At 63.1% G+C, this 18,397-nt stretch carries 18 protein-coding genes and 2 tRNA genes; 13 read left to right on the top strand and 7 right to left on the bottom strand.

The annotated features are described in order from the left end of the window. The first annotated feature begins 40 nt into the window (after nucleotides 1-40). The 7 genes from NKJ84_RS20130 (at nucleotide 41) to NKJ84_RS20100 (ending at nucleotide 9,023) form a co-directional block, all read left to right on the top strand. Entirely contained in the window at nucleotides 41-220 is a 180-nt protein-coding gene (locus tag NKJ84_RS20130; RefSeq protein WP_023677659.1) for a hypothetical protein, read from the top strand. A 464-nt stretch (nucleotides 221-684) separates the two neighbouring features. Then, entirely contained in the window at nucleotides 685-2,562 is a 1,878-nt protein-coding gene (locus tag NKJ84_RS20125) for an ABC-F family ATP-binding cassette domain-containing protein (RefSeq protein WP_352507898.1), read from the top strand. Nucleotides 2,563-2,698: 136 nt separating this feature from the next. Further along, nucleotides 2,699-3,106 carry an SMI1/KNR4 family protein gene (locus NKJ84_RS20120; RefSeq protein WP_352507897.1) on the top strand — a complete coding sequence of 136 codons (408 nt, stop codon included), beginning with the start codon at nucleotides 2,699-2,701 and terminating at the stop codon, nucleotides 3,104-3,106. Between the two features lie 69 nt (nucleotides 3,107-3,175). Continuing rightward, a complete protein-coding gene (locus tag NKJ84_RS20115; RefSeq protein WP_352507896.1) occupies nucleotides 3,176-5,284 on the top strand; it encodes a molybdopterin-containing oxidoreductase family protein in 2,109 nt (702 codons plus the stop codon). Nucleotides 5,285-5,340: 56 nt separating this feature from the next. Further along, the gene (locus tag NKJ84_RS20110; protein WP_352507895.1) at nucleotides 5,341-6,039 is read left to right on the top strand and encodes a DUF2270 domain-containing protein; all 699 of its coding nucleotides are present in this window, start codon (nucleotides 5,341-5,343) and stop codon (nucleotides 6,037-6,039) included. A 171-nt stretch (nucleotides 6,040-6,210) separates the two neighbouring features. Further along, nucleotides 6,211-8,412, top strand: coding sequence for a cation:proton antiporter domain-containing protein (locus NKJ84_RS20105; protein WP_502900472.1), 2,202 nt, complete (start codon nucleotides 6,211-6,213; stop codon nucleotides 8,410-8,412). Between the two features lie 377 nt (nucleotides 8,413-8,789). Then, nucleotides 8,790-9,023 (top strand): DUF680 domain-containing protein, encoded by a 234-nt coding sequence (locus NKJ84_RS20100; protein WP_352507893.1) that lies wholly within the window; start codon nucleotides 8,790-8,792, stop codon nucleotides 9,021-9,023. 108 nt (nucleotides 9,024-9,131) lie between these two features. Here the strand turns inward: NKJ84_RS20100 and NKJ84_RS20095 are convergent, their stop codons facing one another. The 5 genes from NKJ84_RS20095 to NKJ84_RS20075 all read right to left on the bottom strand — a co-directional run bounded on the left by NKJ84_RS20095 (nucleotide 9,132) and on the right by NKJ84_RS20075 (nucleotide 12,678). Beyond that, on the bottom strand, nucleotides 9,132-9,647 hold the full coding sequence (locus tag NKJ84_RS20095; RefSeq protein ID WP_352507892.1) for a SixA phosphatase family protein: 516 nt from the start codon (nucleotides 9,645-9,647) through the stop codon (nucleotides 9,132-9,134). A gap of 9 nt (nucleotides 9,648-9,656) precedes the next feature. After that, entirely contained in the window at nucleotides 9,657-9,989 is a 333-nt protein-coding gene (locus tag NKJ84_RS20090) for a hypothetical protein (RefSeq protein ID WP_352507891.1), read from the bottom strand. Between the two features lie 49 nt (nucleotides 9,990-10,038). Continuing rightward, nucleotides 10,039-10,746 carry a phosphoribosylglycinamide formyltransferase gene (purN, locus tag NKJ84_RS20085; RefSeq protein ID WP_254820266.1) on the bottom strand — a complete coding sequence of 236 codons (708 nt, stop codon included), beginning with the start codon at nucleotides 10,744-10,746 and terminating at the stop codon, nucleotides 10,039-10,041. After that, nucleotides 10,743-11,807 (bottom strand): phosphoribosylformylglycinamidine cyclo-ligase, encoded by a 1,065-nt coding sequence (gene purM / locus NKJ84_RS20080; RefSeq protein WP_352472623.1) that lies wholly within the window; start codon nucleotides 11,805-11,807, stop codon nucleotides 10,743-10,745. The genes purN and purM overlap by 4 nt, the downstream gene beginning before the upstream one ends. Before the next feature lie 214 nt (nucleotides 11,808-12,021). Beyond that, nucleotides 12,022-12,678: a glutathione S-transferase family protein gene (locus NKJ84_RS20075; RefSeq protein WP_254820264.1), complete on the bottom strand. Its 657-nt coding sequence runs from the start codon at nucleotides 12,676-12,678 to the stop codon at nucleotides 12,022-12,024. A gap of 237 nt (nucleotides 12,679-12,915) precedes the next feature. Here NKJ84_RS20075 and NKJ84_RS20070 point away from each other — a divergent pair, with 237 nt between their 5' ends. The 3 genes from NKJ84_RS20070 to hdaA are packed head-to-tail and all read left to right on the top strand — an operon-like array spanning nucleotide 12,916 to nucleotide 15,363. Then, complete coding sequence (locus NKJ84_RS20070) at nucleotides 12,916-13,473, top strand: CDP-alcohol phosphatidyltransferase family protein (RefSeq protein ID WP_023677645.1); 558 nt, start codon at nucleotides 12,916-12,918, stop codon at nucleotides 13,471-13,473. Continuing rightward, nucleotides 13,445-14,656 carry an AI-2E family transporter gene (locus NKJ84_RS20065; protein ID WP_254820263.1) on the top strand — a complete coding sequence of 404 codons (1,212 nt, stop codon included), beginning with the start codon at nucleotides 13,445-13,447 and terminating at the stop codon, nucleotides 14,654-14,656. The genes NKJ84_RS20070 and NKJ84_RS20065 overlap by 29 nt, the downstream gene beginning before the upstream one ends. 5 nt (nucleotides 14,657-14,661) lie before the next feature. After that, nucleotides 14,662-15,363, top strand: coding sequence for a DnaA regulatory inactivator HdaA (gene hdaA, locus NKJ84_RS20060; RefSeq protein WP_352507944.1), 702 nt, complete (start codon nucleotides 14,662-14,664; stop codon nucleotides 15,361-15,363). A 199-nt stretch (nucleotides 15,364-15,562) separates the two neighbouring features. On the opposite strand, the gene NKJ84_RS20055 is transcribed toward hdaA, so the two are convergent. Continuing rightward, nucleotides 15,563-16,564, bottom strand: coding sequence for a GlxA family transcriptional regulator (locus NKJ84_RS20055; RefSeq protein WP_352479277.1), 1,002 nt, complete (start codon nucleotides 16,562-16,564; stop codon nucleotides 15,563-15,565). A gap of 130 nt (nucleotides 16,565-16,694) precedes the next feature. On the opposite strand from NKJ84_RS20055, the gene NKJ84_RS20050 reads away from it, so the two are divergent. Continuing rightward, nucleotides 16,695-17,522, top strand: coding sequence for an alpha/beta fold hydrolase (locus NKJ84_RS20050; protein WP_352479278.1), 828 nt, complete (start codon nucleotides 16,695-16,697; stop codon nucleotides 17,520-17,522). Between the two features lie 93 nt (nucleotides 17,523-17,615). Here NKJ84_RS20050 and NKJ84_RS20045 read toward each other — a convergent pair. Continuing rightward, nucleotides 17,616-17,692, bottom strand: a tRNA-Pro gene (locus tag NKJ84_RS20045). Nucleotides 17,693-17,852: 160 nt separating this feature from the next. On the opposite strand from NKJ84_RS20045, the gene NKJ84_RS20040 reads away from it, so the two are divergent. Together NKJ84_RS20040 and NKJ84_RS20035 are read left to right on the top strand one after the other, a co-directional pair. Beyond that, the gene (locus NKJ84_RS20040) at nucleotides 17,853-18,158 is read left to right on the top strand and encodes an ETC complex I subunit (protein WP_352479279.1); all 306 of its coding nucleotides are present in this window, start codon (nucleotides 17,853-17,855) and stop codon (nucleotides 18,156-18,158) included. Between the two features lie 50 nt (nucleotides 18,159-18,208). Further along, a tRNA-Arg gene (locus tag NKJ84_RS20035) sits at nucleotides 18,209-18,285 on the top strand. Nucleotides 18,286-18,397: the final 112 nt, after the last annotated feature.

Raw genomic sequence — 18,397 nt, 5'->3', positions numbered from 1 at the left:
AAATCGCCGACGCCTCGTTGTCGGGCGAGAGGAGACTGCGATGAAAAAGCGCTCAATCCTGCTGCTTATGGCAGCTCTGACTGTTGCGGGTTGCGACAACAATATCCAGCCGACCAAGGCCCCTGGCGACACGGTCGATCAGAACCCGCAGGTCGACAAGAATCCGGTGCCGAAATCGACGACCGGCGGCGATCAGCCCGGCACGCCGCCGAAACAATGACCGCCTCAGATGGCGTCGATCGGGCAAGCGGCGCCGGTCAAGGAAGGTGGCCGGCGCCGCTTGGGAGGAAGCTGATGGCGCCGGCCAGGCGGAGATCAGGCCCGCCGCACATCCAAGGATAGCCGAGTCTTTCCGCAGCGTCATGGTCGATAGCGTACAGACGGCACGCCCCTGTGGACAAACCTGCGGGCCACAGCAGCGTTTGTTCATCACATAGTTCGTTCTTCCCATGGAACAAACCAAGCTGCTGCGTGTTTGGATGTCGATCGGACGCTCCCAAGGCCGCCGTTCACGAAAGAGCCCGCTCTCCTTGTCCCCCCTCAGGATAGCGGGTTCTTTTTGCGTTTTGCGGGACGTTGTGGTGCGCGGGGTCGACGTCACCTGCTTGCCGGTTTTCGCACCTTTGCGGGGAACCGGGGCTCAAGGCCTTGCGAAGCATGGTTGTCCCGTGCAAAAGCCCGGCCATGCTGATCATCAACGACCTTTCGCTCCGCATGGCCGGACGCCTGCTTCTCGACCATGCCTCACTGACCTTGCCGGCCGGCAGCAAGGCTGGCCTTGTCGGCCGCAACGGCACCGGCAAGACGACCCTGTTCAAGGCGATCACCGGCGACCTCGCCTCCGAGACCGGCTCGGTCAGCCTGCCCAAGAACACGCGCATCGGCCAGGTCGCGCAGGAAGCGCCGGGCACCGAGGAGCCGCTGATCGAGATCGTGCTCAAGGCCGACCTCGAACGGAGTGCCCTGCTCGAAGAGGAAAAGACGGCGACCGACCCGCACCGCATCGCCGACATCCACATGCGGCTGGCCGATATCGATGCGCACTCGGCCGAGTCACGCGCGGCCACCATTCTCGCCGGCCTCGGCTTCGACGACGCCGCACAACGGCGCCCGGCCTCGTCCTTCTCCGGCGGCTGGCGCATGCGCGTCGCGCTGGCCGCCGTGTTGTTTGCCGAGCCCGATCTGCTGCTGCTCGACGAGCCGACCAATTATCTCGATCTCGAAGGCACGCTATGGCTGGAAAACTACGTGTCGAAATACCCGCACACCGTGCTGCTGATTTCGCACGATCGCGACCTGCTCAACCGCGCCGTCAACTCGATCGTCCATCTCGACCAGAAGAAGCTGACCTTCTGGCGCGGCGGCTACGACCAGTTCGAGCGCCAATACACCGAGCAGCGCGAATTGCAGGAGAAGGGCCGCGTCAAGCAGGAAGCCGCGCGCAAGCACATGGAATCCTTCGTCGAGCGCTTCCGCGCCAAGGCATCGAAGGCGAGGCAGGCGCAGTCGCGCATCAAGGCGCTGGAGAAGATGAAGCCAATCGCCGCGATCGTGAACGACACGGTGCGGCCATTCTCCTTTCCGGAGCCGGTGAAGACGGTGGCCTCGCCGATCATTGCGCTCAACAACGTCAACGTCGGCTACACCGAGGGCGAGCCGATCCTGAAGAAGATGACGCTGCGCATCGATGCCGACGATCGCATCGCGCTGCTCGGCGCCAACGGCAACGGCAAGTCGACCTTCGCCAAGCTTTTGGCCGGCCGGCTGAAGCCGGAGACCGGCAGCATGACGGTGGCGCCCGGGCTTAAGGTGGCAATCTTCGCCCAGCACCAGCTCGACGATCTCAGGCCCGACGAAAACGCCTATGAGCATGTCCGCCGGCTGATGCCGGATGCGCCGGAATCCAAGGTGCGCGGCCGCGTCGCCCAGTTCGGCCTGACCACCGAAAAGATGAACACCGCCGCCAAGGATCTGTCCGGCGGCGAAAAGGCGCGGCTCCTGATGGGCCTGTCGGCCTTCGAGGGGCCGAACCTTTTCATCCTCGACGAGCCCACCAACCATCTCGACATCGACAGCCGTGAATCACTGATCCATGCGCTGAACGATTTTCCCGGCGCCGTCATACTGATCTCGCATGACCGCCATCTGCTCGAAGCGACCGCCGACCGGCTGTGGCTGGTCAAGGACGGCGCGGTCAATCCATATGACGGCGATCTCGAGGATTACAAGACGCTGGTCACCGGCGTCTCCGGGGACCGCCGCGGCAAGCGCGAGGCGGACAAACCGTCGAAGGCCGACCGCCGCCGCGATGCAGCCGCGCGCCGCGCCGCCTTCGAGCCGCTGGCCAAGGAAATCCGCGCCACCGAAGCGCTGATCGACCGCATCCGCAAGCGCATCGACCTGATCGAGGACGAACTCGCCAACCCGGCCGTCTACGAAAAGGACCCCTCGAGCGCGACAAGGCTGGCCAAGGAGCGCTCCCAGCTCGCGCAACAGCTGGCCGGCCATGAGGAAAAATGGCTGTCGATGTCGGCGGAGTACGAGGAAGGCACGGCGGAGTAGGAAGAGCGCAATCTCCCCCCTCGCGGGGGAGATGCCCGAAATGCCGCGCCTACGACGCGTTGCTCAAGCGTGTCGCGGTCATGTGGCCGGGTACGTTCCCGGATACCCAAATGGTTCGCGGTAGGAGGTGAATGAGATGCTTGAAGGTCGGGAGTGGCGCAAAAAAGATGGAGCGTCAGACGAAGCGATCGAGAAACTCAGGGGAGTGGGCCCTTTGGTCCTGCCTGAAAGCTATGCTGCCCTTCTCTCTTTCAGCAACGGTGGTGAGGGCCCCCTGCCAGTCCAGCCGCTATGGCTTGCCTTGCACGCTGCGGAAGAGGTGATCGAAATAGAGCAACAGGGGACATTCAAGGAGTTCTTTCCGGGTTTTTTCGTTATCGGCAGCAACGGGGGCGGCGAGGCGATTGCGTTCGATCTACGCACAGTGGGGCTTTATCCGCTCGTTGCGTTTGACATGACAAATATTGATCTTGTCGAAAGCGTTTGGCCCATTGCGCCGGACTTTGATGCATTCTTGGACTTGATCGGCCTTTCCGACGAATAGCCCAGAGGGGGATGTAGGCCCGCCCATCTGGCCCTACACGTCGCCATAACAACCGGCTAGTTTGCTCCCATGAATCAGCACGCCAAGCTCAAAATCGGCCATTCGGCCTGTCCGCATGATTGCCCTTCGACCTGCGCGCTCGAGGTCGAACTGCTCGACGCCAGGCGCATCGGCCGCGTCCATGGCGCCAAGGCCAACAGCTATACGGCCGGCGTCATCTGCGCCAAGGTCGCCCGTTACGCCGATCGCGTCCATCATCCCGACCGCCTGCTGAAGCCGCTGGTGCGGGCCGGCGCCAAGGGCGACGGCGCCTGGAAGGAAGCGAGCTGGGAGGCGGCGCTCGATCTGGTCGCTGAAAAATTCATCGCGGCGGAGGCAAAATACGGCTCGGAGACGGTCTGGCCCTATTACTATGCCGGCACGATGGGGCTGGTGCAGCGCGACGGCATAGAGCGGCTCAGGCACGCCAAAAAATACTCCGGCTTCTTCGGTTCGATCTGCACCAATCTGGCCTGGACCGGCTGGATGATGGGCGCCGGCGCGCTGCGCGGCTCCGACCCGCGCGAAATGGCAAAGTCCGACTGCGTGGTGATCTGGGGCACCAACGCCGTGGTCACGCAGGTCAACGTCATGACCCACGCCATCAAGGCGCGCAAGGAACGCGGCGCCAAGATCGTCGTCATCGACGTCTACGAAAATGCAACGATGAAGCAGGCCGATCTCGGCCTGGTGCTGAAGCCCGGCACCGACGGCGCGCTGGCCTGCGCGGTGATGCACGTGCTGTTCCGTGACGGCATGGCCGACCGCGCCTATCTGGAAAAATACACCGACGATCCGCACGGTCTGGAAGCGCATCTCAAGACGCGGACGCCGCAATGGGCCGCTGACATCACCGGGCTTTCCGTCGACGAAATCGAGGCCTTCGCCCGTCTCGTCGGCACGACGAAGAAGACCTATTTCCGCCTCGGCTACGGTTTTTCGCGGCAGCGCAACGGTTCGGTCAACATGCATGCCGCAGCCTCGATCGCCGCGGTTACCGGCTGCTGGCAATATGAGGGCGGCGGCGCCTTCCATTCCAATTCGGGCATCTTCAAGCTCAACCAGGAACTGCTCGAAGGCACACGGATGCGCGACCCCGCGATCCGTCATCTCGATCATTCGCGGATCGGCCCGGTGCTGACCGGGGCTGAGGATGCGCTCTATGGCGGTCCGCCGGTGACGGCGCTGCTGATCCAGAACACCAATCCGGTGAATGTCGCGCCCGAGCAGCGGCTGGTGAAGCAGGGTTTTCTGCGCGACGATCTGTTTTCCTGCGTGCACGAGCAGTTCATGACCGACACGGCAAAGCTCGCCGATGTCGTGCTGCCGGCGACGATGTTTCTCGAGCATGACGACGTCTACAAGGGTGGCGGCAACCAGCACATCACGCTCGGGCCGAAGCTGATCGACCCGCCGGAAGGCCCGCGCACCAACCATTTCGTCATCGAGGAGCTTGGCAAAAGGCTCGGTGTCGCCGATCGCCCAGGCTTCGGCATGACCGAGCAGCAGCATATCGATATCATCCTGGGCAAGCGCGGGCTGGGCAGCTTTTCGAGCCTCAAGGACGAAAAATGGCTCGACCTGCAGCCGGATTTCGCGGCCGCGCATTTCCTGGACGGCTTCGGCCATGCCGACAAGAAATTCCATTTTCGCGCCGACTGGACGGGGCAGGCGGCGCCCAACCGGCCGCCGAAAAGCATGGGCCTGTTCGGGCCTGTGGAGCAGTTGCCGGAATTTCCCGATCATGTCGACCTGATCGAGGTCGCCGACGAGGCGCATCCGTTCCGGCTGACGACCTCGCCGGCGCGCAATTTCCTCAATTCGACCTTTGCCGAAACGCCGGTGTCGCAGGCGAAAGAGCGCCGGCCGGAGTTGCTCCTGCATCCCGATGATGCGGCGGCACTCGGCGTCGCCGACGGCGGCCGTGTCGAAGTCGGCAACCAGCGTGGCGAAGTGGTGCTGCACGCAAAACTGTTCGACGGCATCAAGCGTGGCGTGGTCGTCGCCGAAGGCATCTGGCCGAACAGCGCCCATGAGCGCGGCGAGGGCATCAACGTGCTCACCGGCGCCGATGCGCCGGCGCCCTATGGCGGCGCCGCCTTCCACGACAACAAGGTCTGGCTGCGCCCGGCGGGTTGAGCGTCGGAACGATATCTCCATCCGGCCGTTTTCGCGTGGCGGGTGGAGGCATTGTCATGGCGGAAGTGTTGCCGGCGCCGGATCCCATCGGAAGGACACTGTCGTCCGGCGAACTCGTAACCACGATGTCCCACTTTCATCGCGCCGAGATTGCGCGCATGGCTGGGTGGCGCGACCGCCTGGACCGGACGAGCAACTGGGCGATAACCGTTGTCGCGGCGATGCTCTCCGTTTCGCTTTCGACAGCCAGCGCTCACCATGGCGTGCTGCTGTTTGCCATGCTGCTTGTCCTGCTGCTGCTGTGGATAGAGGCCCGCCGATATCGCTTCTTCGACTTCTATCGGGCTCGCGTGCGCCAGTTCGAACGGCACTATTTCGCGCAGATATTCTCGCCGCAGCCGGACTTCGCGTCCGATTGGCTGTTGATCGTCGGCGAGAGCCTGCGCGCCCCGAAATTCTTGATTTCGCAACGCGTGGCTTTGGCGCGCCGCCTGCGTCGCAATTACATCTACATGCTGCTGATTCTGCTGCTGGCCTGGATCCTCAAACTGTCGACCCCCAGTCTTCTGACCGAAGGCGTCCGCATCGGCTTCGTCGGGTCGATGCGTGAGGCCGTCGCCAGTGCTGCGCTGGGTCCAGTTCCTGGTGGCGCCATCGTCGTGCTGGTCGCCCTCCTCTATGCGGGCCTGCTGGTGACAGCCTTTCTGACGGAGAGCGACGACGGCGAACTCTCGTTCGGTGACGTTCACGTCTAGCAACGCAACGCCCTGTCGCGCGTTGTTGGACACGTGCATTTGGGCGATGGGGGTTTCATGGGTTGGCAGGCTCCGACACGTTCCAGCCTGGCGCTGCTGGTTTGCGCTTTCGTCCCCGCAGGCGCGGCCGGGGCAGCGGAGACGGTTGTTGCCGGGACCAAGGCCTCCGGCATGGGTGGTTCGGGCGAAGGCGCTTTCGTCGCCGAGATCGTGCTTCTGCTGCTTGTCGGGCGCGGCCTGGGCGAAGTGTTGCAGCGCTATGGCCAGCCGGCAATCATGGGCCAACTGATCGGCGGCATCCTGCTCGGTCCTTCGCTGTTCGGCTGGCTATGGCCGTCGGCCCAGCACCTGATCTTTCCCACCGATCCCGCGCAAAAGGGCATGATCGACGCCGTCTCGCAGCTCGGCATCCTGATGCTGCTTTTGCTGACCGGCATGGAGACGGACCTGCGGCTGGTACGCCGGGTTGGCGCGGCCTGTTTTTCCATTTCGGCTACCGGCGTCGTGGTGCCCTTCATCTGCGGTTTCGCGCTGGCGCAGTTCCTGCCGGACGCATTGCTGCCCAACCCGACGCAACGCACCGTTGCCGGGCTGTTCCTGGGCACCGCGCTGTCGATCTCGTCAGTCAAGATCGTCGCCATGGTGGTGCGCGAGATGAACTTCATGCGTCGCAACCTCGGACAGGTGATTATTTCCTCGGCGATCATCGAGGACACGATCGGCTGGCTGGTCATCGCCGTAACCTTCGGCATCGCCACCAATGGCAGGCTGCAGCTCGTACCGCTGGTGACCACCATCGCCGCCGTGGCACTGTTCATGGTGTTCTCCTTCACCATTGGCCGCCGTCTTGTCTTCACCTTGATCCGCTGGACCAACGATCAATTCCGCAGCGAGTTTGCGGTGATCACCATGATCCTTATCATCATGGGCGTCATGGCGCTGATCACCAACATGATAGGCGTCCATACGGTGCTGGGGGCGTTCGTCGCCGGCATCCTTGTCGGGGAATCGCCTATCCTCTCCAGCCATATCGAAGGCCAGCTGCGCGGCGTCATCACCGCGCTGTTCATGCCAATCTTCTTCGGCATGGCGGGGCTTTCCGCCGATCTCACAGTGCTCGCCGACCCGACGCTTGCCATGCTGACGGGCGCACTTGTGGTCATCGCCAGCATCGGCAAGTTTGGCGGCGCATTCATCGGCGCCAAGCTCGCCGCCATGTCGTTCAAGGAAGCACTCGCCGTCGGCAGTGCAATGAACGCGCGCGGCTCGACCGAGGTGATCGTCGCCAGCATCGGCTTGTCGATGAACATCCTGTCGCACAACCTCTTCACCATGATCGTCACCATGGCCGTGATCACCACCTTGGCCATGCCGCCGATGCTGCGCTGGGCGCTCGGCCGGCTGCCGGTTGGGCATGACGAGCAGCAGCGTGTCGAGCGCGAGGCGTTGGACGAATACGGCTTCATTTCCAGGCTGGAGCGGCTGCTGGTGTTGGTCGATGACAGCAGGATCGGCAAGTTCACTGCCTATCTCGCCGGGCTGGTCGGTGGAGGCAGCGGCATGCCCACCACCTTGCTTCAGCCGAAAGACGGCCGAGTTGACAGGCCGACCGACAGCAAGGGACAGGAGCGCGCCCTGCAGGAAATCAAGAAGGGTGCAAAAAAAAGCGCTCAGGCGGTGAAACGGATCGAAGATACGCTTGTCGACAAAGTCCATCTGACGGCCCGCACCGAATTGGAGGCCACGGGTGAGACGATCGCCGAAGAGGCCCGCAAGGGATACGGCCTGTTGCTGGTCGGCCTTGACAATGTGCTGACCGCCGATGGCGCCTTCGCGCCGGCCCTCAACGACATTGCCGCAGGATTTGACGGCCCGCTTTGCCTGGTCCTGAACGGCGGCAATGCTGGCGAAAAGATGCCGACGCTGAAGGCCGGAACCAGCATTCTCGTCCCCGTCAACGGTACCCAGGTGGCGCGTCGCGCCGCCGACTTGGCGCTGGCGCTGGCCCGTCCAAACCGGGCACGGATCAAAGTTCTCTACGTTTCGCAAAAGGCAGCCAAGGGCCGCAGGTCGACATCGGTGTCGCATAGCCGCGAAGAGGCCGTGCTGAAAGACATCGCCGATTTGGCGGGCCGCTACGGCCTGCATATCGACACAGCGTTCCATACCCGCGTCACACCCGACAAGGCCATCACCCGGGAGGCGGCCAACGGCGCGGCGATCGTCGTGATGGGCGTCACCCAACGTCCGGGTGGGGACCTGTTCTTCGGCGAAACCGCCGGCGCTGTTTTGGCCGCCTGCAATTGCCCCGTCGTGCTTCTGGCCAGCGCGCGGCCCAAGCATGACGCCGCTGGCGCTGAGCTGGCGGCGTGATTTTCATGGCGCGCACTGACCCGTCGGTAGACATGTCGATTGAGGCTCTGAAGCGCTGATCAGTCAAACGTAAAGAACTAGAACCGAACGGTTCGGTTCTGTTGACGGAGCGTACAGGAAAGGGTGAACGCCGGCTCCCAGAATGTTCGCCAAGAAAATCACCAATGACCGCGTAACCAATTGACAATAAAGAAGAACAGTGTGGCGGAAGGAGCCGCATGTCGAATTTCAAGCGGCCAATTTGGCGCACCCGAACAAAATTTTCGTGATTGGAAACGACAGGCTTGCCGACCCATCTCGGGGTGGTCCGAGCGACGCGAATTCCTCCCAAGGCACGCCACTTGACGGACAGAACAAAGACTACCGGAGTACCCGAAATGACCAAGATCGCTCTTACCGCCGCCGCCATCCTTGTTGCCACCGGCACTGCTTTTGCCGGCAGCGACCACTATGGCTCGGACAACGTCAACCAGCCGGCCGCTCCTGCTGCCAACGTCGACAACACGTTTACCGGCTCGATCCGCAAGCCGGTTACTTCCGAGCATGCTGGTGCCAAGACGACTTCCGAGTCGGTGGCGCCTGAATCCGGCCAAGGCATCTGGGGCCGCTGATTATCACGGCCCCGGAGCACAAAGAGCGGCGGGCTTGGCCCGCCGCTCTTGTTTGGTGCGAAGCGGGTTTGGCCGAAGGTCGGCGATCCCCGGCCTGCCAGGCAATCCCTAGCGAAGATCCTTCGGCCAGATGCAGTGCGTCAGCCGGGCGCCGCCGAAGGTGAGACCGTCCCAATCGCCATCGACGTCAAACCGAGCCAGGGCCGCGGTCGGGAATTTATCCGCCAGTTTTTTCAGCGCCGCTTCATCCGATCCAGCCCCGGCAAGACCGCGCGCGAACTCCTCCAACCCGGGATTGTGGCCGAGCAGCAGCAGCGTTCCGGTTCCCGCCTTTACTTGCCGCACCTTGGCGAGGATGTCCGCCGCCGCTGCCTCGTAGAGCGCCTGGGCAAATTTGACCTGCACCTTCGCCGGCAATTCCGCCGAGAGCAGCCGCCACGTGTCGCGGGTGCGCAGCGCCGGCGATACCAGCGCCAGTTCCGGCAGCCAGCCGCGCCGGGCCAGTTCGCGTCCGACCAGCGGCGCTGCCTTCAGCCCGCGCGCGGACAGCGGCCGGTCGAAGTCGATGAGGTCGGGATCGTCCCAACTCGACTTGGCGTGACGCAGCAGCAGCAGTTGCTTCATGGATTCAATTCAAATCCAAGGGATGTCCGGCTGAAAGTCTTTCCCATATCCGCCGCCATGTCTTGCACCCGTGACGGCATCAAAACTCGCCCAAAGCGCACCAAAGATAAACAGGCCTACGCACCGTTCATCTTTATCCCATCTGACCGAAATGTCTGCTTCAGTAATGGCCCAATCGCCCGATCGAACGTGAATTGCACCAACGACAGGACCTACTCGCCCGTCCTCGATCCGACAGAGATAAAAATATGCCGTGGCAGTTTTCGGATGGTCCGCCTCGTCGTACTCGAAGACGCCGGCCAGATCACGCTTTGTCCGGATCGCGCTGTCGAAAACGTCCATTGGTCTATTTCTGCCGACCCGACGATTTATTGGCTTTTTCGACGGACCCTTACGGGGTGATCCGCGCCAGGTGCTCGAGATCGGTCTCTTCGCGCAGCGGGTCGGGCGCGATCACCACCGACGTGGCGTTGTCGGCATCGTCGGCGAAGCGCGAAAACACCGTGCGGCCGCCTTCCATCCGCGCCTTGCCTTCGGCGACCAGCCCCAGCGCCAGTGGATAGAGTTGGTGCTCAGCCTTGAGCACGCGCGCGGCCAGCGTATCCTCATTGTCGCCGACCATCACCGGCACCGCGGCCTGGGCGATGATCGGCCCATCATCCATGTCGAGCGTGACGAAATGCACTGTGCAGCCATGGATGCGCATGCCTGCGCGGAGCGCCCGCGCATGTGTATCCAGCCCCTTGAAGGCAGGCAGCAGGGCAGGGTGGATGTTGACCATGCGGCCCTGCCACTTCTCGACGAAACGCGCGCCGAGAATGCGCATATAGCCGGCCAGCGCGACGATCTCGGCGCCAAAAGAGACAAGGGCCGCGTCGATCGCCCCGTCATGCGCTTCCTTGCTGGCATGGTCCGAGCGCGAAATCACCCTGGTGGCGATGCCGCGCGCCGCGGCGATGCCGAGGCCGGCGGCATTGGCGCGATCGGAGATGACGCCGACGATTTCGGCCGGATAGGCCGGGTTGCTCGCCGCCGCGATCAGCGCCGTCATGTTGGAGCCGCGCCCCGAAATGAGCACTACGGTGCGTTTTCTGGTCATAGGCCGATCGAGCCCCGATAGATGACGCCGGCATCGCGGCGCGGCACGATCTGGCCGATCGGCGTCACCGTCTCGCCGGCCTCCTGCAGAACGGCGGCGACCTGCGCCGCCTGGCCCGAGGCGACGACCAGGATCATGCCGATGCCGCAATTGAAGGTGCGCATCATCTCTTCCGGCGCGACGCCACCGGTCTTGGCCAGCCACGAAAACACCGGCGGCACCTCGATGGCGCCGAGATCGAGCTCGGCCGAAAAATCCTTGGGCAGAACGCGCGGGATGTTTTCGGGAAAGCCGCCACCGGTGATATGGGCCAGCGCCTTGATGCCATGCGTGTTGCGGATCGCCTTGAGGATCGACTTGACGTAGATGCGCGTCGGCTCGAGCAGCGCCTCGGCCAGCGTCGCCTCGTCATTGAACGGCGCCGGATCGCCCCAGCCAAGGCCGCTTACGGCGACGATGCGGCGGACCAGCGAGAAGCCGTTCGAATGCAGGCCCGACGAGGCAAGGCCGAGCAGCACGTCGCCCTCGACGATGTCGTCGGTCGGCAGCAACTGGCCGCGTTCGGCGGCACCGACTGCAAAGCCGGCAAGGTCGTAGTCCTTGTCGTGATACATGCCGGGCATTTCCGCCGTCTCGCCACCGATCAGCGCGCAACCGGCCTGCCGGCAGCCGGCGGCAATGCCGCCGACGATCGAAGCGCCCTGGTCGGGATCGAGCTTGCCGGTGGCAAAATAGTCGAGGAAGAACAGCGGTTCGGCGCCCTGCACGACGATGTCGTTGACGCACATGGCGACGAGGTCGATACCGATCGTGTCATGCTTGCCGGCATCGATGGCAATCTTCAGCTTGGTGCCGACGCCGTCATTGGCGGCGACCAGCACCGGATCGGTAAAGCCGGCTGCCTTGAGATCGAACAGGCCGCCGAAACCGCCGATCTCGCCATCGGCGCCCGGCCGGCGGGTGGCGCGCACCAGCGGCTTGATCTTCTCGACCATGAGATTGCCGGCGTCGATGTCGACGCCCGCTTCGGCATAGGTGAGCCCGTTCTTGCGCTTGCTCATACTCTTTCCCTGCTTTCTCGGGCTCTTCGCATGAACGGTTTCGGTCCGCAAGGATAACGGCGCTGAAACTGCCAATCTCCCCACTTGAGGGGGAGATGGCCGGCAGGCCAGAGGGGCGCTGTCCCGCCGACCTGCCGATCGGCACCATTGCGCATCCAGGTCAAACCCCAACCTGGTTCCAGATCAATGAGAAAGCCCTGCTGTCGGCTCAGCTTTATGAGGTAATGCTGGTTGATGGGGCGTTGATCGCAAATTGCGCGGTGAAAGCCCGGATATAGGCCGGCCGTGCTTCCCCGCGCGCTACATAGGCAGCCAAGTTTTGATATTCGTCCAAAATGCCGGACATTCTTAGTCGCAGCAGCACTGACACCATCAATAAATCGCCCGCGCTGAACGTATCATCGAGCCAGTCGGCGACGCCTAAGTGGGCCGAGAGTTTGTCCAGCCGAGCCCGAACACGGTCCTTTACCAACGGCAAGCGCTCCTCGCTCCAAGGCTTGTCACGTTCGAATATTCTTGCCGTCGTTAATTCGAGGATCGGCGGCTCGACGGTATTAAGTGCGGCAAACATCCACGTGATCGCACGCGCGCGGGCATTGCGATCCTTCGGCAGCAATCCCGTATGCTGCTCAGCAAGGTGAAAGACGATCGAGCCGGTTTCGAACAGCGAGAGAGAACCTTCCTCATAGGTGGGGATCTGGCCGAAGGGATGGATGGCCAGATGGCCAGGCGCCTTCATTTCTGCAAAGGAAACAAGACGAACCTCATACGGCTGCCCCACTTCTTCGAGCGCCCAGCGAACGCGCGTATCGCGCGCCAGTCCCTTGCCGCCATCGGGCGATCGTTCAAAAGCTGTGATAGTGATTGTCATCGCGTCCGTTTTCCTTGCTCGCGGTCCAGGAAGGTCTGGGCGAATTCTTCGGCTTCCCATCGTGAGACGAATGAGCCTCCCCGAAATCGACATCTGTCTTGACCTATTTCATTTGTCTTGACCTATTTCATTGCTGGCGCCCTCGAGGGGTGATTGGCAGCTTCTGTGTCGCTTCTCACTTGCCGTAACCCTCCTTCTCCATCATGTATCGACAAACAAGAGCGACGGGATATGCGTTTGACCATCCCTAACATGATCACGATCATGCGCTTCGTGCTGGTGCCGGCAGTGGTGCTGGCCATGCTGCAGGAACGCTGGGACTGGGCGTTTGCCGGCTTCCTCATTGCCGGCATTTCCGACGGCGTCGACGGCTTCATCGCCCGCCATTTCAATCAGTTTTCCAGGCTCGGCGCCTATCTCGATCCGATGGCGGACAAGCTGCTGCTGGTCTCGGTTTTCGTGGTCCTGGGCTTCAGCGGCGAACTGCCGCTGTGGCTGGTCGTTACCATGGTATCGCGCGACGCACTGATCGTCTGCGCCGTGCTTTTATCCACCGTCATGGCGCATCCGGTTGAGATGAAGCCGCTCCTGGTGTCGAAGGCCAACACCGCGATTCAGATCGTACTGGCGGCAGTGGTGCTGGGCGAACTGGCCTTCGACATCCGTCTCGATCCGCTGAGGCCGGCCCTCATATTGCTGTCCGGGGTCTTGACCGTGGCTTCGGCCGCGGCCTATCTCGTGGCTTGGCTGAGGCATATGAGCGGCTATGGCGAAGGCTCCACACCCGGCACCTGAACATCGGGCACCTGACGAACGGTCCATCGACGCCGAGGCCGAAGCCGCGGCAGCGGAGGCTGCGGCATCGGCGTCGTTTCGCCGGCAGATCCGCTTCTGGCTGGTCAGCGCCATCATCCTCGCCGTCTTCCTTTACGTCTTCAGCGGCATCCTTCTGCCCTTCGTTGCCGGCATGGTGCTCGCCTATTTCCTCGACCCTGTCGCCGACCGGCTGGAGCGTCTCGGCCTGTCCAGGCTGATGGCGACGGTGGTCATCCTCGTCGCCTTTATCGTCGTCCTGGTGCTGGCCGTCGTCATCCTGGTTCCGGTGCTCGCCTCGCAGATGGCTGATTTCGCTAGCAAGCTGCCGGACTATCTGACCCGGCTGCAGAGCCTGATCACCAGCTTCGACCCGAAATGGCTGGAAGAGAAATTCGGCGTCGACGCCAATGGCCTGCGTGAAGGCTTGAACTCGCTGCTGACCTCCGGCTTCGGCCTCCTGACCACCGTCTTCACCTCGATCTGGAGCTCCGGCGTGGCGCTGGTCTCGGTCGTCAGCCTGTTCGTGGTGACGCCGGTCGTCGCCTTCTACATGCTGCTCGACTGGGACCGCATGGTGGCAATCGTCGACAGCTGGGTGCCACGCGACTATGTCAAGACCGTCAGGGCGATCGCCAGGGATATCAACACGGCAACCGCCGGCTTCGTGCGCGGACAGGGCACGCTGTGCCTGGTGCTGGGCGCCATGTATGCCACCGGCCTGACGTTGACGGGCCTGAATTTCGGCATCCTCATCGGCCTGTTTGCTGGGCTGATCTCGTTCATCCCCTATGTCGGCTCGCTGACCGGCCTGGTGCTGGCCGTCGGCGTCGCCTTCGTCCAGTTCTGGCCGGACTGGACCATGATCGCGGCGGTGGCCGGCGTGTTCTTCGTCGGCCAGTTCATCGAGGGCAATATCCTGCAGCCGCGGCTGGTCGGCAAAAGCGTCGGCCTGCATCCGGTGTGGCTGATGTTCGCGCTGTTTGCCTTCGGCGCGCTGTTCGGCTTCGTCGGCCTGCTGATCGCCGTTCCGGCTTCCGCCGCCGTTGCCGTTCTGGTGCGCTTCGCCATCGCGCGCTATCTCGAATCGCCGCTCTACAAGGGCCATGCCGACGAGCCGGTGCCGCCGCTGCAGGTGCGCCGCCGCGGGGGCGCGCGCGGTTGAGCCAGATGCCGGACAAGATCGATCCGCCGCGCCAATTGCCGCTCGATCTAGGCCACGGCACCGGCTATTCGCGCGACGAGCTCGTCGTTTCCAGCACCAACAGCCAGGCGGCGGCGCTTGTCGACCGCTGGCCGGACTGGCCGTCGCCGGTTGTCGTGCTGGCCGGGCCGGCCGGCTCCGGAAAAACCCATCTGGCCTCGATCTGGCAGACCCGCGCCGACGCGGTCAAAGTGGAGGCCGGCCGCATCGGCGAGCGCATCGAAAATCTTGGCGCGCATCCGGCCCTGATCGACGATGTCGATGCCGGCCCGGTCGACGAGCACGGTCTGTTCCACCTGATCAATGCGGTGCGCGGCGCCGGCTCGACCTTACTGTTGACGGCGCGCCGCTTTCCCTCCGCCTGGGGCGTCGGGCTGCCCGACCTGGCATCGCGGCTGAAGGCGGCGGCTACCGTCGAGATCCACGAGCCCGACGACCTCTTGCTGGCCGGCGTCATCACAAAGCTGTTCGCCGATCGGCAGGTCGAGGTCGAGCCGCATGTCGTGCAATATCTGGTGCGCCGCATCGAACGCTCGCTGGCCACCGCAATGCGGGTGGTCGAGCGGCTCGACCGCACCGCGCTCGAGCGCAAGACGCCGATCACGCGAGCGCTCGCCGCCGAGACCGTCAGCGCCATGGACGAAGGGCAGGGCGAGTTCGAGATTTAGAGGATTCCAGTTCAGCCGCCGTCCCATTTTGGGAAAAAAGGCTGGCATCTGTCTTGCACCTGACAGCTTGCCGGCTAATCCCGGTCCTGATTGCGTATCAAATCAGGTAGTAGGCTCGCCGGGACTGGAGTGGTTGGGGTTCTCGCCCGGCGAGCTTGCCGTCAGATGCATCTAGTAGCGCCATTGCGGCGGCCAGGTCTCAACTTTCACCTCCGGCAATCGCGGCTCGTTCCACGCCAAAGCGTCGGCGATAATCGCCGGGCACCAGGCCGGTTATCCTGGCGAATACCTTGCGGAAGGAGCCGGGATCGTCATAGCCGACCTCCCAGGCGATCTGGTCGATCGATCGCATCGTGGTTTCCAGCATCTCGCGCGCCTTGCCGACCCGCAGGTGCTGACAATATTCGGTCGGCCTGAGGCCAGTGGCGTTGCGGAAGCGTCGCAGAAAGGTCCGCTCCTCCAGCCCCGCATGCTCGGCCATGGCGCCAAGCGTCACGTCGCGCGCGCCGTTCGCCTGCAGCCAATGCTGCACCTTGAGGATCGCTTCGTCGTCATGGGTCAATCGCGGCGCAAACGGGCTGTAAAAACGTTGCTCGCGGCCCGGTGGATCGACCAGCATGAAACGCGCCGTGTCCATCATTACGGGTGACCCGAGCACCCTGTCCACCAGCTTCAGGCCGAGATCGGTCCAGGCCATGTAGCCGCCGGCGGTAATGATATCGCCATCGTCGATGACCAGCCTGTCGGCGTCGAGCAGGATATCGGGAAAGCGTAGCGCCAGCGCGTCGCGATAAGCCCAGTGCGTCGTCGCGGCGCGACCGGACAACAGGCCGGTCTCGGCAAGCACGAAGGCGCCGGCGCAGACCGAACCGAGCGTCGCGCCTGCCGTGTGGCGATCCCTGAGCCAGCCGGCATAGGGCGCGGCTGCTTCCCGAGCGATCGGATCCCCCAACGTCGGCGGGAGGATAACCATGGCTGGTTCATTGTCGGCGCCGGGCTCGCTGTCGAAGCTGCGGACTACGGTGTGGCCCGCGTCCTCCAATTGCCAATGACTGACGCGAAGCCTCGCCGCGTCCGGCGACCGCTCGACAGCCAGCCGGTTTGCCAGCATGAAAAGATCGGTCAGGCCGAGCACGGCTGCTTCCTGCACGCCGGGATACAAGACGAGGCCGATTTCGATCAGATCACGCGCAGCCGTCATTTGTCAGTTTTGCCACGTTGAATGTCCGTTTTGCCAATGCCTCACCCTGACCGCACTGTTATAATTTTTCCAGCTGAGCGGGCTAAAAGCTTCCCTGTTACCCCCAACTTTTCCATCAAGGAGTAGGACGATGAGCACATTCACCACCCATGACGGCACCGAGATTTTCTACAAGGATTGGGGCAAGGGCCAGCCGATCGTGTTCCATCACGGCTGGCCGCTGAGCTCAGACGACTGGGACAACCAGATGCTGTTCTTCCTCGAAAAGGGCTACCGCGTCATCGCACATGACCGCCGCGGCCACGGCCGCTCGTCGCAGACCGCGACCGGCAATGAGATGGACACCTACGCCGCCGATGTGGCGGCGCTGGCGGCGCATCTCGATCTCAGGGATGCGATCCACATCGGCCACTCGACCGGTGGCGGCGAGGTGGCGCGTTACGTCGCGCTTTATGGCGGCGGCGGCCGTGTTGCCAAGGCGGTGCTGATCGGCGCCGTGCCGCCGATTATGGTCAAGACCGACAGCAACCCCGGCGGCTTGCCGATCGAAGTCTTCGACGGCTTTCGCGCCGCCCTGGCCGCTAACCGCGCCCAGTTCTACAGGGATGTGCCGGCCGGCCCGTTTTATGGCTTCAACCGCGAGGGCGCCAAGGTCTCGCAAGGCGCCGTCGACAATTGGTGGCGCCAGGGCATGATGGGTGGGGCCAAGGCCCATTACGACTGCATCAAGGCCTTTTCCGAGACCGACTTCACCGACGATCTAAGGAAGCTCGACGTGCCCGTGCTGATTATGCACGGCGACGACGACCAGATCGTGCCGATCGCCGATTCCGCGCTGCTTGCGATCAAGCTGGTGAAGCATGGCACGCTCAAGGTCTACAAGGGCCTGCCGCACGGCATGTGCACCACCCATCCGGAGATCATCAATCCGGATCTGCTGGCCTTCATCCAGGGCTGACGGCTTGGGTATCGGACGGGCAGCGCAGGCTCGTGCTGTCCGTCCGCTCGAGCGTGATCCGCTTGCGCTGCCGATGAGATTCGCTGTGAGGAATGGTCGGAGTGGAGAGATTCGAACTCCCGACCCTCTGGTCCCAAACCAGATGCGCTACCAGGCTGCGCTACACTCCGAACGGTCTGTTGCCTAGTGATTTCAGCCCACCAAAGCAAGCGTAAAAAGCCATCGGCCTTGCTGCCGGCGGCATTGCGCAGTAATGACGGGCTAGTGCATGGCCAGAGAACAGTAATCTGGTGTCGGGGTCGTGCGCTTGCAACCAGCAATGAGGTGGTCATGTCAGCCCGCATTTTCAGCCCAGCCAAAACCGCGATGCAGTCCGGCAAGGCCAAGACCGGCCATTGGGTGCTGGAATTCGATCCGGAGCAGCGCAAGAAGATCGATCCGCTGATGGGCTACACCACGTCCGGCGACATGCGAAGCCAGATCAGGCTGACCTTCGACACAAGAGAAGAGGCGGTCGCCTATGCCGAGAAGGAAGGCCTGGCTTTCCGCGTCGAGGAGCCGAAGGAAATCAAGCGCCGCCAGATTTCCTATGCGGAGAATTTCCGCTATGACCGCAGGACGCCCTGGACGCATTGATCCCATACCGGCCCTGCCGGCACAATCCGCCGGTCATGCGGCCGGCCAGCGGTCCCGTAGCTCAGCTGGATAGAGCACCGGCCTTCTAAGCCGATGGTCACAGGTTCGAATCCTGTCGGGATCGCCAATATCTCACAGGTACGACCCGGAGACATGGGTAACAGAATGTACCTAAGACATGGGTGACAACCTCGTGCCGAACGGGTTGTCGATGGTCTGCAAGGTTCTCTGTTCCAGGT

Origin of the sequence: Mesorhizobium sp. M0048, from assembly GCF_040323405.1 — a bacterium.
Taxonomy (GTDB): domain Bacteria; phylum Pseudomonadota; class Alphaproteobacteria; order Rhizobiales; family Rhizobiaceae; genus Mesorhizobium.
This window is presented reverse-complemented; position numbering and strand designations above follow the sequence as displayed.

What these genes read in the sequence shown, in the direction of transcription:
- NKJ84_RS20120 (WP_352507897.1), top strand. Translation starts at nt 2,699, where the DNA reads ATGCTTGAAGGTCGGGAGTGGCGCAAAAAAGATGGAGCGTCAGACGAA.
- NKJ84_RS20055 (WP_352479277.1), bottom strand. Translation starts at nt 16,564, where the DNA reads ATGACGGCTGCGCGTGATCTGATCGAAATCGGCCTCGTCTTGTATCCC.
- NKJ84_RS20110 (WP_352507895.1), top strand. Translation starts at nt 5,341, where the DNA reads ATGGCGGAAGTGTTGCCGGCGCCGGATCCCATCGGAAGGACACTGTCG.
- NKJ84_RS20100 (WP_352507893.1), top strand. Translation starts at nt 8,790, where the DNA reads ATGACCAAGATCGCTCTTACCGCCGCCGCCATCCTTGTTGCCACCGGC.
- NKJ84_RS20065 (WP_254820263.1), top strand. Translation starts at nt 13,445, where the DNA reads ATGGCGAAGGCTCCACACCCGGCACCTGAACATCGGGCACCTGACGAA.
- NKJ84_RS20130 (WP_023677659.1), top strand. Translation starts at nt 41, where the DNA reads ATGAAAAAGCGCTCAATCCTGCTGCTTATGGCAGCTCTGACTGTTGCG.
- purN (WP_254820266.1), bottom strand. Translation starts at nt 10,746, where the DNA reads ATGACCAGAAAACGCACCGTAGTGCTCATTTCGGGGCGCGGCTCCAAC.
- NKJ84_RS20050 (WP_352479278.1), top strand. Translation starts at nt 16,695, where the DNA reads ATGAGCACATTCACCACCCATGACGGCACCGAGATTTTCTACAAGGAT.
- NKJ84_RS20075 (WP_254820264.1), bottom strand. Translation starts at nt 12,678, where the DNA reads ATGACAATCACTATCACAGCTTTTGAACGATCGCCCGATGGCGGCAAG.
- NKJ84_RS20090 (WP_352507891.1), bottom strand. Translation starts at nt 9,989, where the DNA reads ATGGACGTTTTCGACAGCGCGATCCGGACAAAGCGTGATCTGGCCGGC.
- NKJ84_RS20125 (WP_352507898.1), top strand. Translation starts at nt 685, where the DNA reads ATGCTGATCATCAACGACCTTTCGCTCCGCATGGCCGGACGCCTGCTT.
- hdaA (WP_352507944.1), top strand. Translation starts at nt 14,662, where the DNA reads ATGCCGGACAAGATCGATCCGCCGCGCCAATTGCCGCTCGATCTAGGC.
- NKJ84_RS20095 (WP_352507892.1), bottom strand. Translation starts at nt 9,647, where the DNA reads ATGAAGCAACTGCTGCTGCTGCGTCACGCCAAGTCGAGTTGGGACGAT.
- NKJ84_RS20040 (WP_352479279.1), top strand. Translation starts at nt 17,853, where the DNA reads ATGTCAGCCCGCATTTTCAGCCCAGCCAAAACCGCGATGCAGTCCGGC.
- NKJ84_RS20115 (WP_352507896.1), top strand. Translation starts at nt 3,176, where the DNA reads ATGAATCAGCACGCCAAGCTCAAAATCGGCCATTCGGCCTGTCCGCAT.
- purM (WP_352472623.1), bottom strand. Translation starts at nt 11,807, where the DNA reads ATGAGCAAGCGCAAGAACGGGCTCACCTATGCCGAAGCGGGCGTCGAC.
- NKJ84_RS20105 (WP_502900472.1), top strand. Translation starts at nt 6,211, where the DNA reads ATGGGTGGTTCGGGCGAAGGCGCTTTCGTCGCCGAGATCGTGCTTCTG.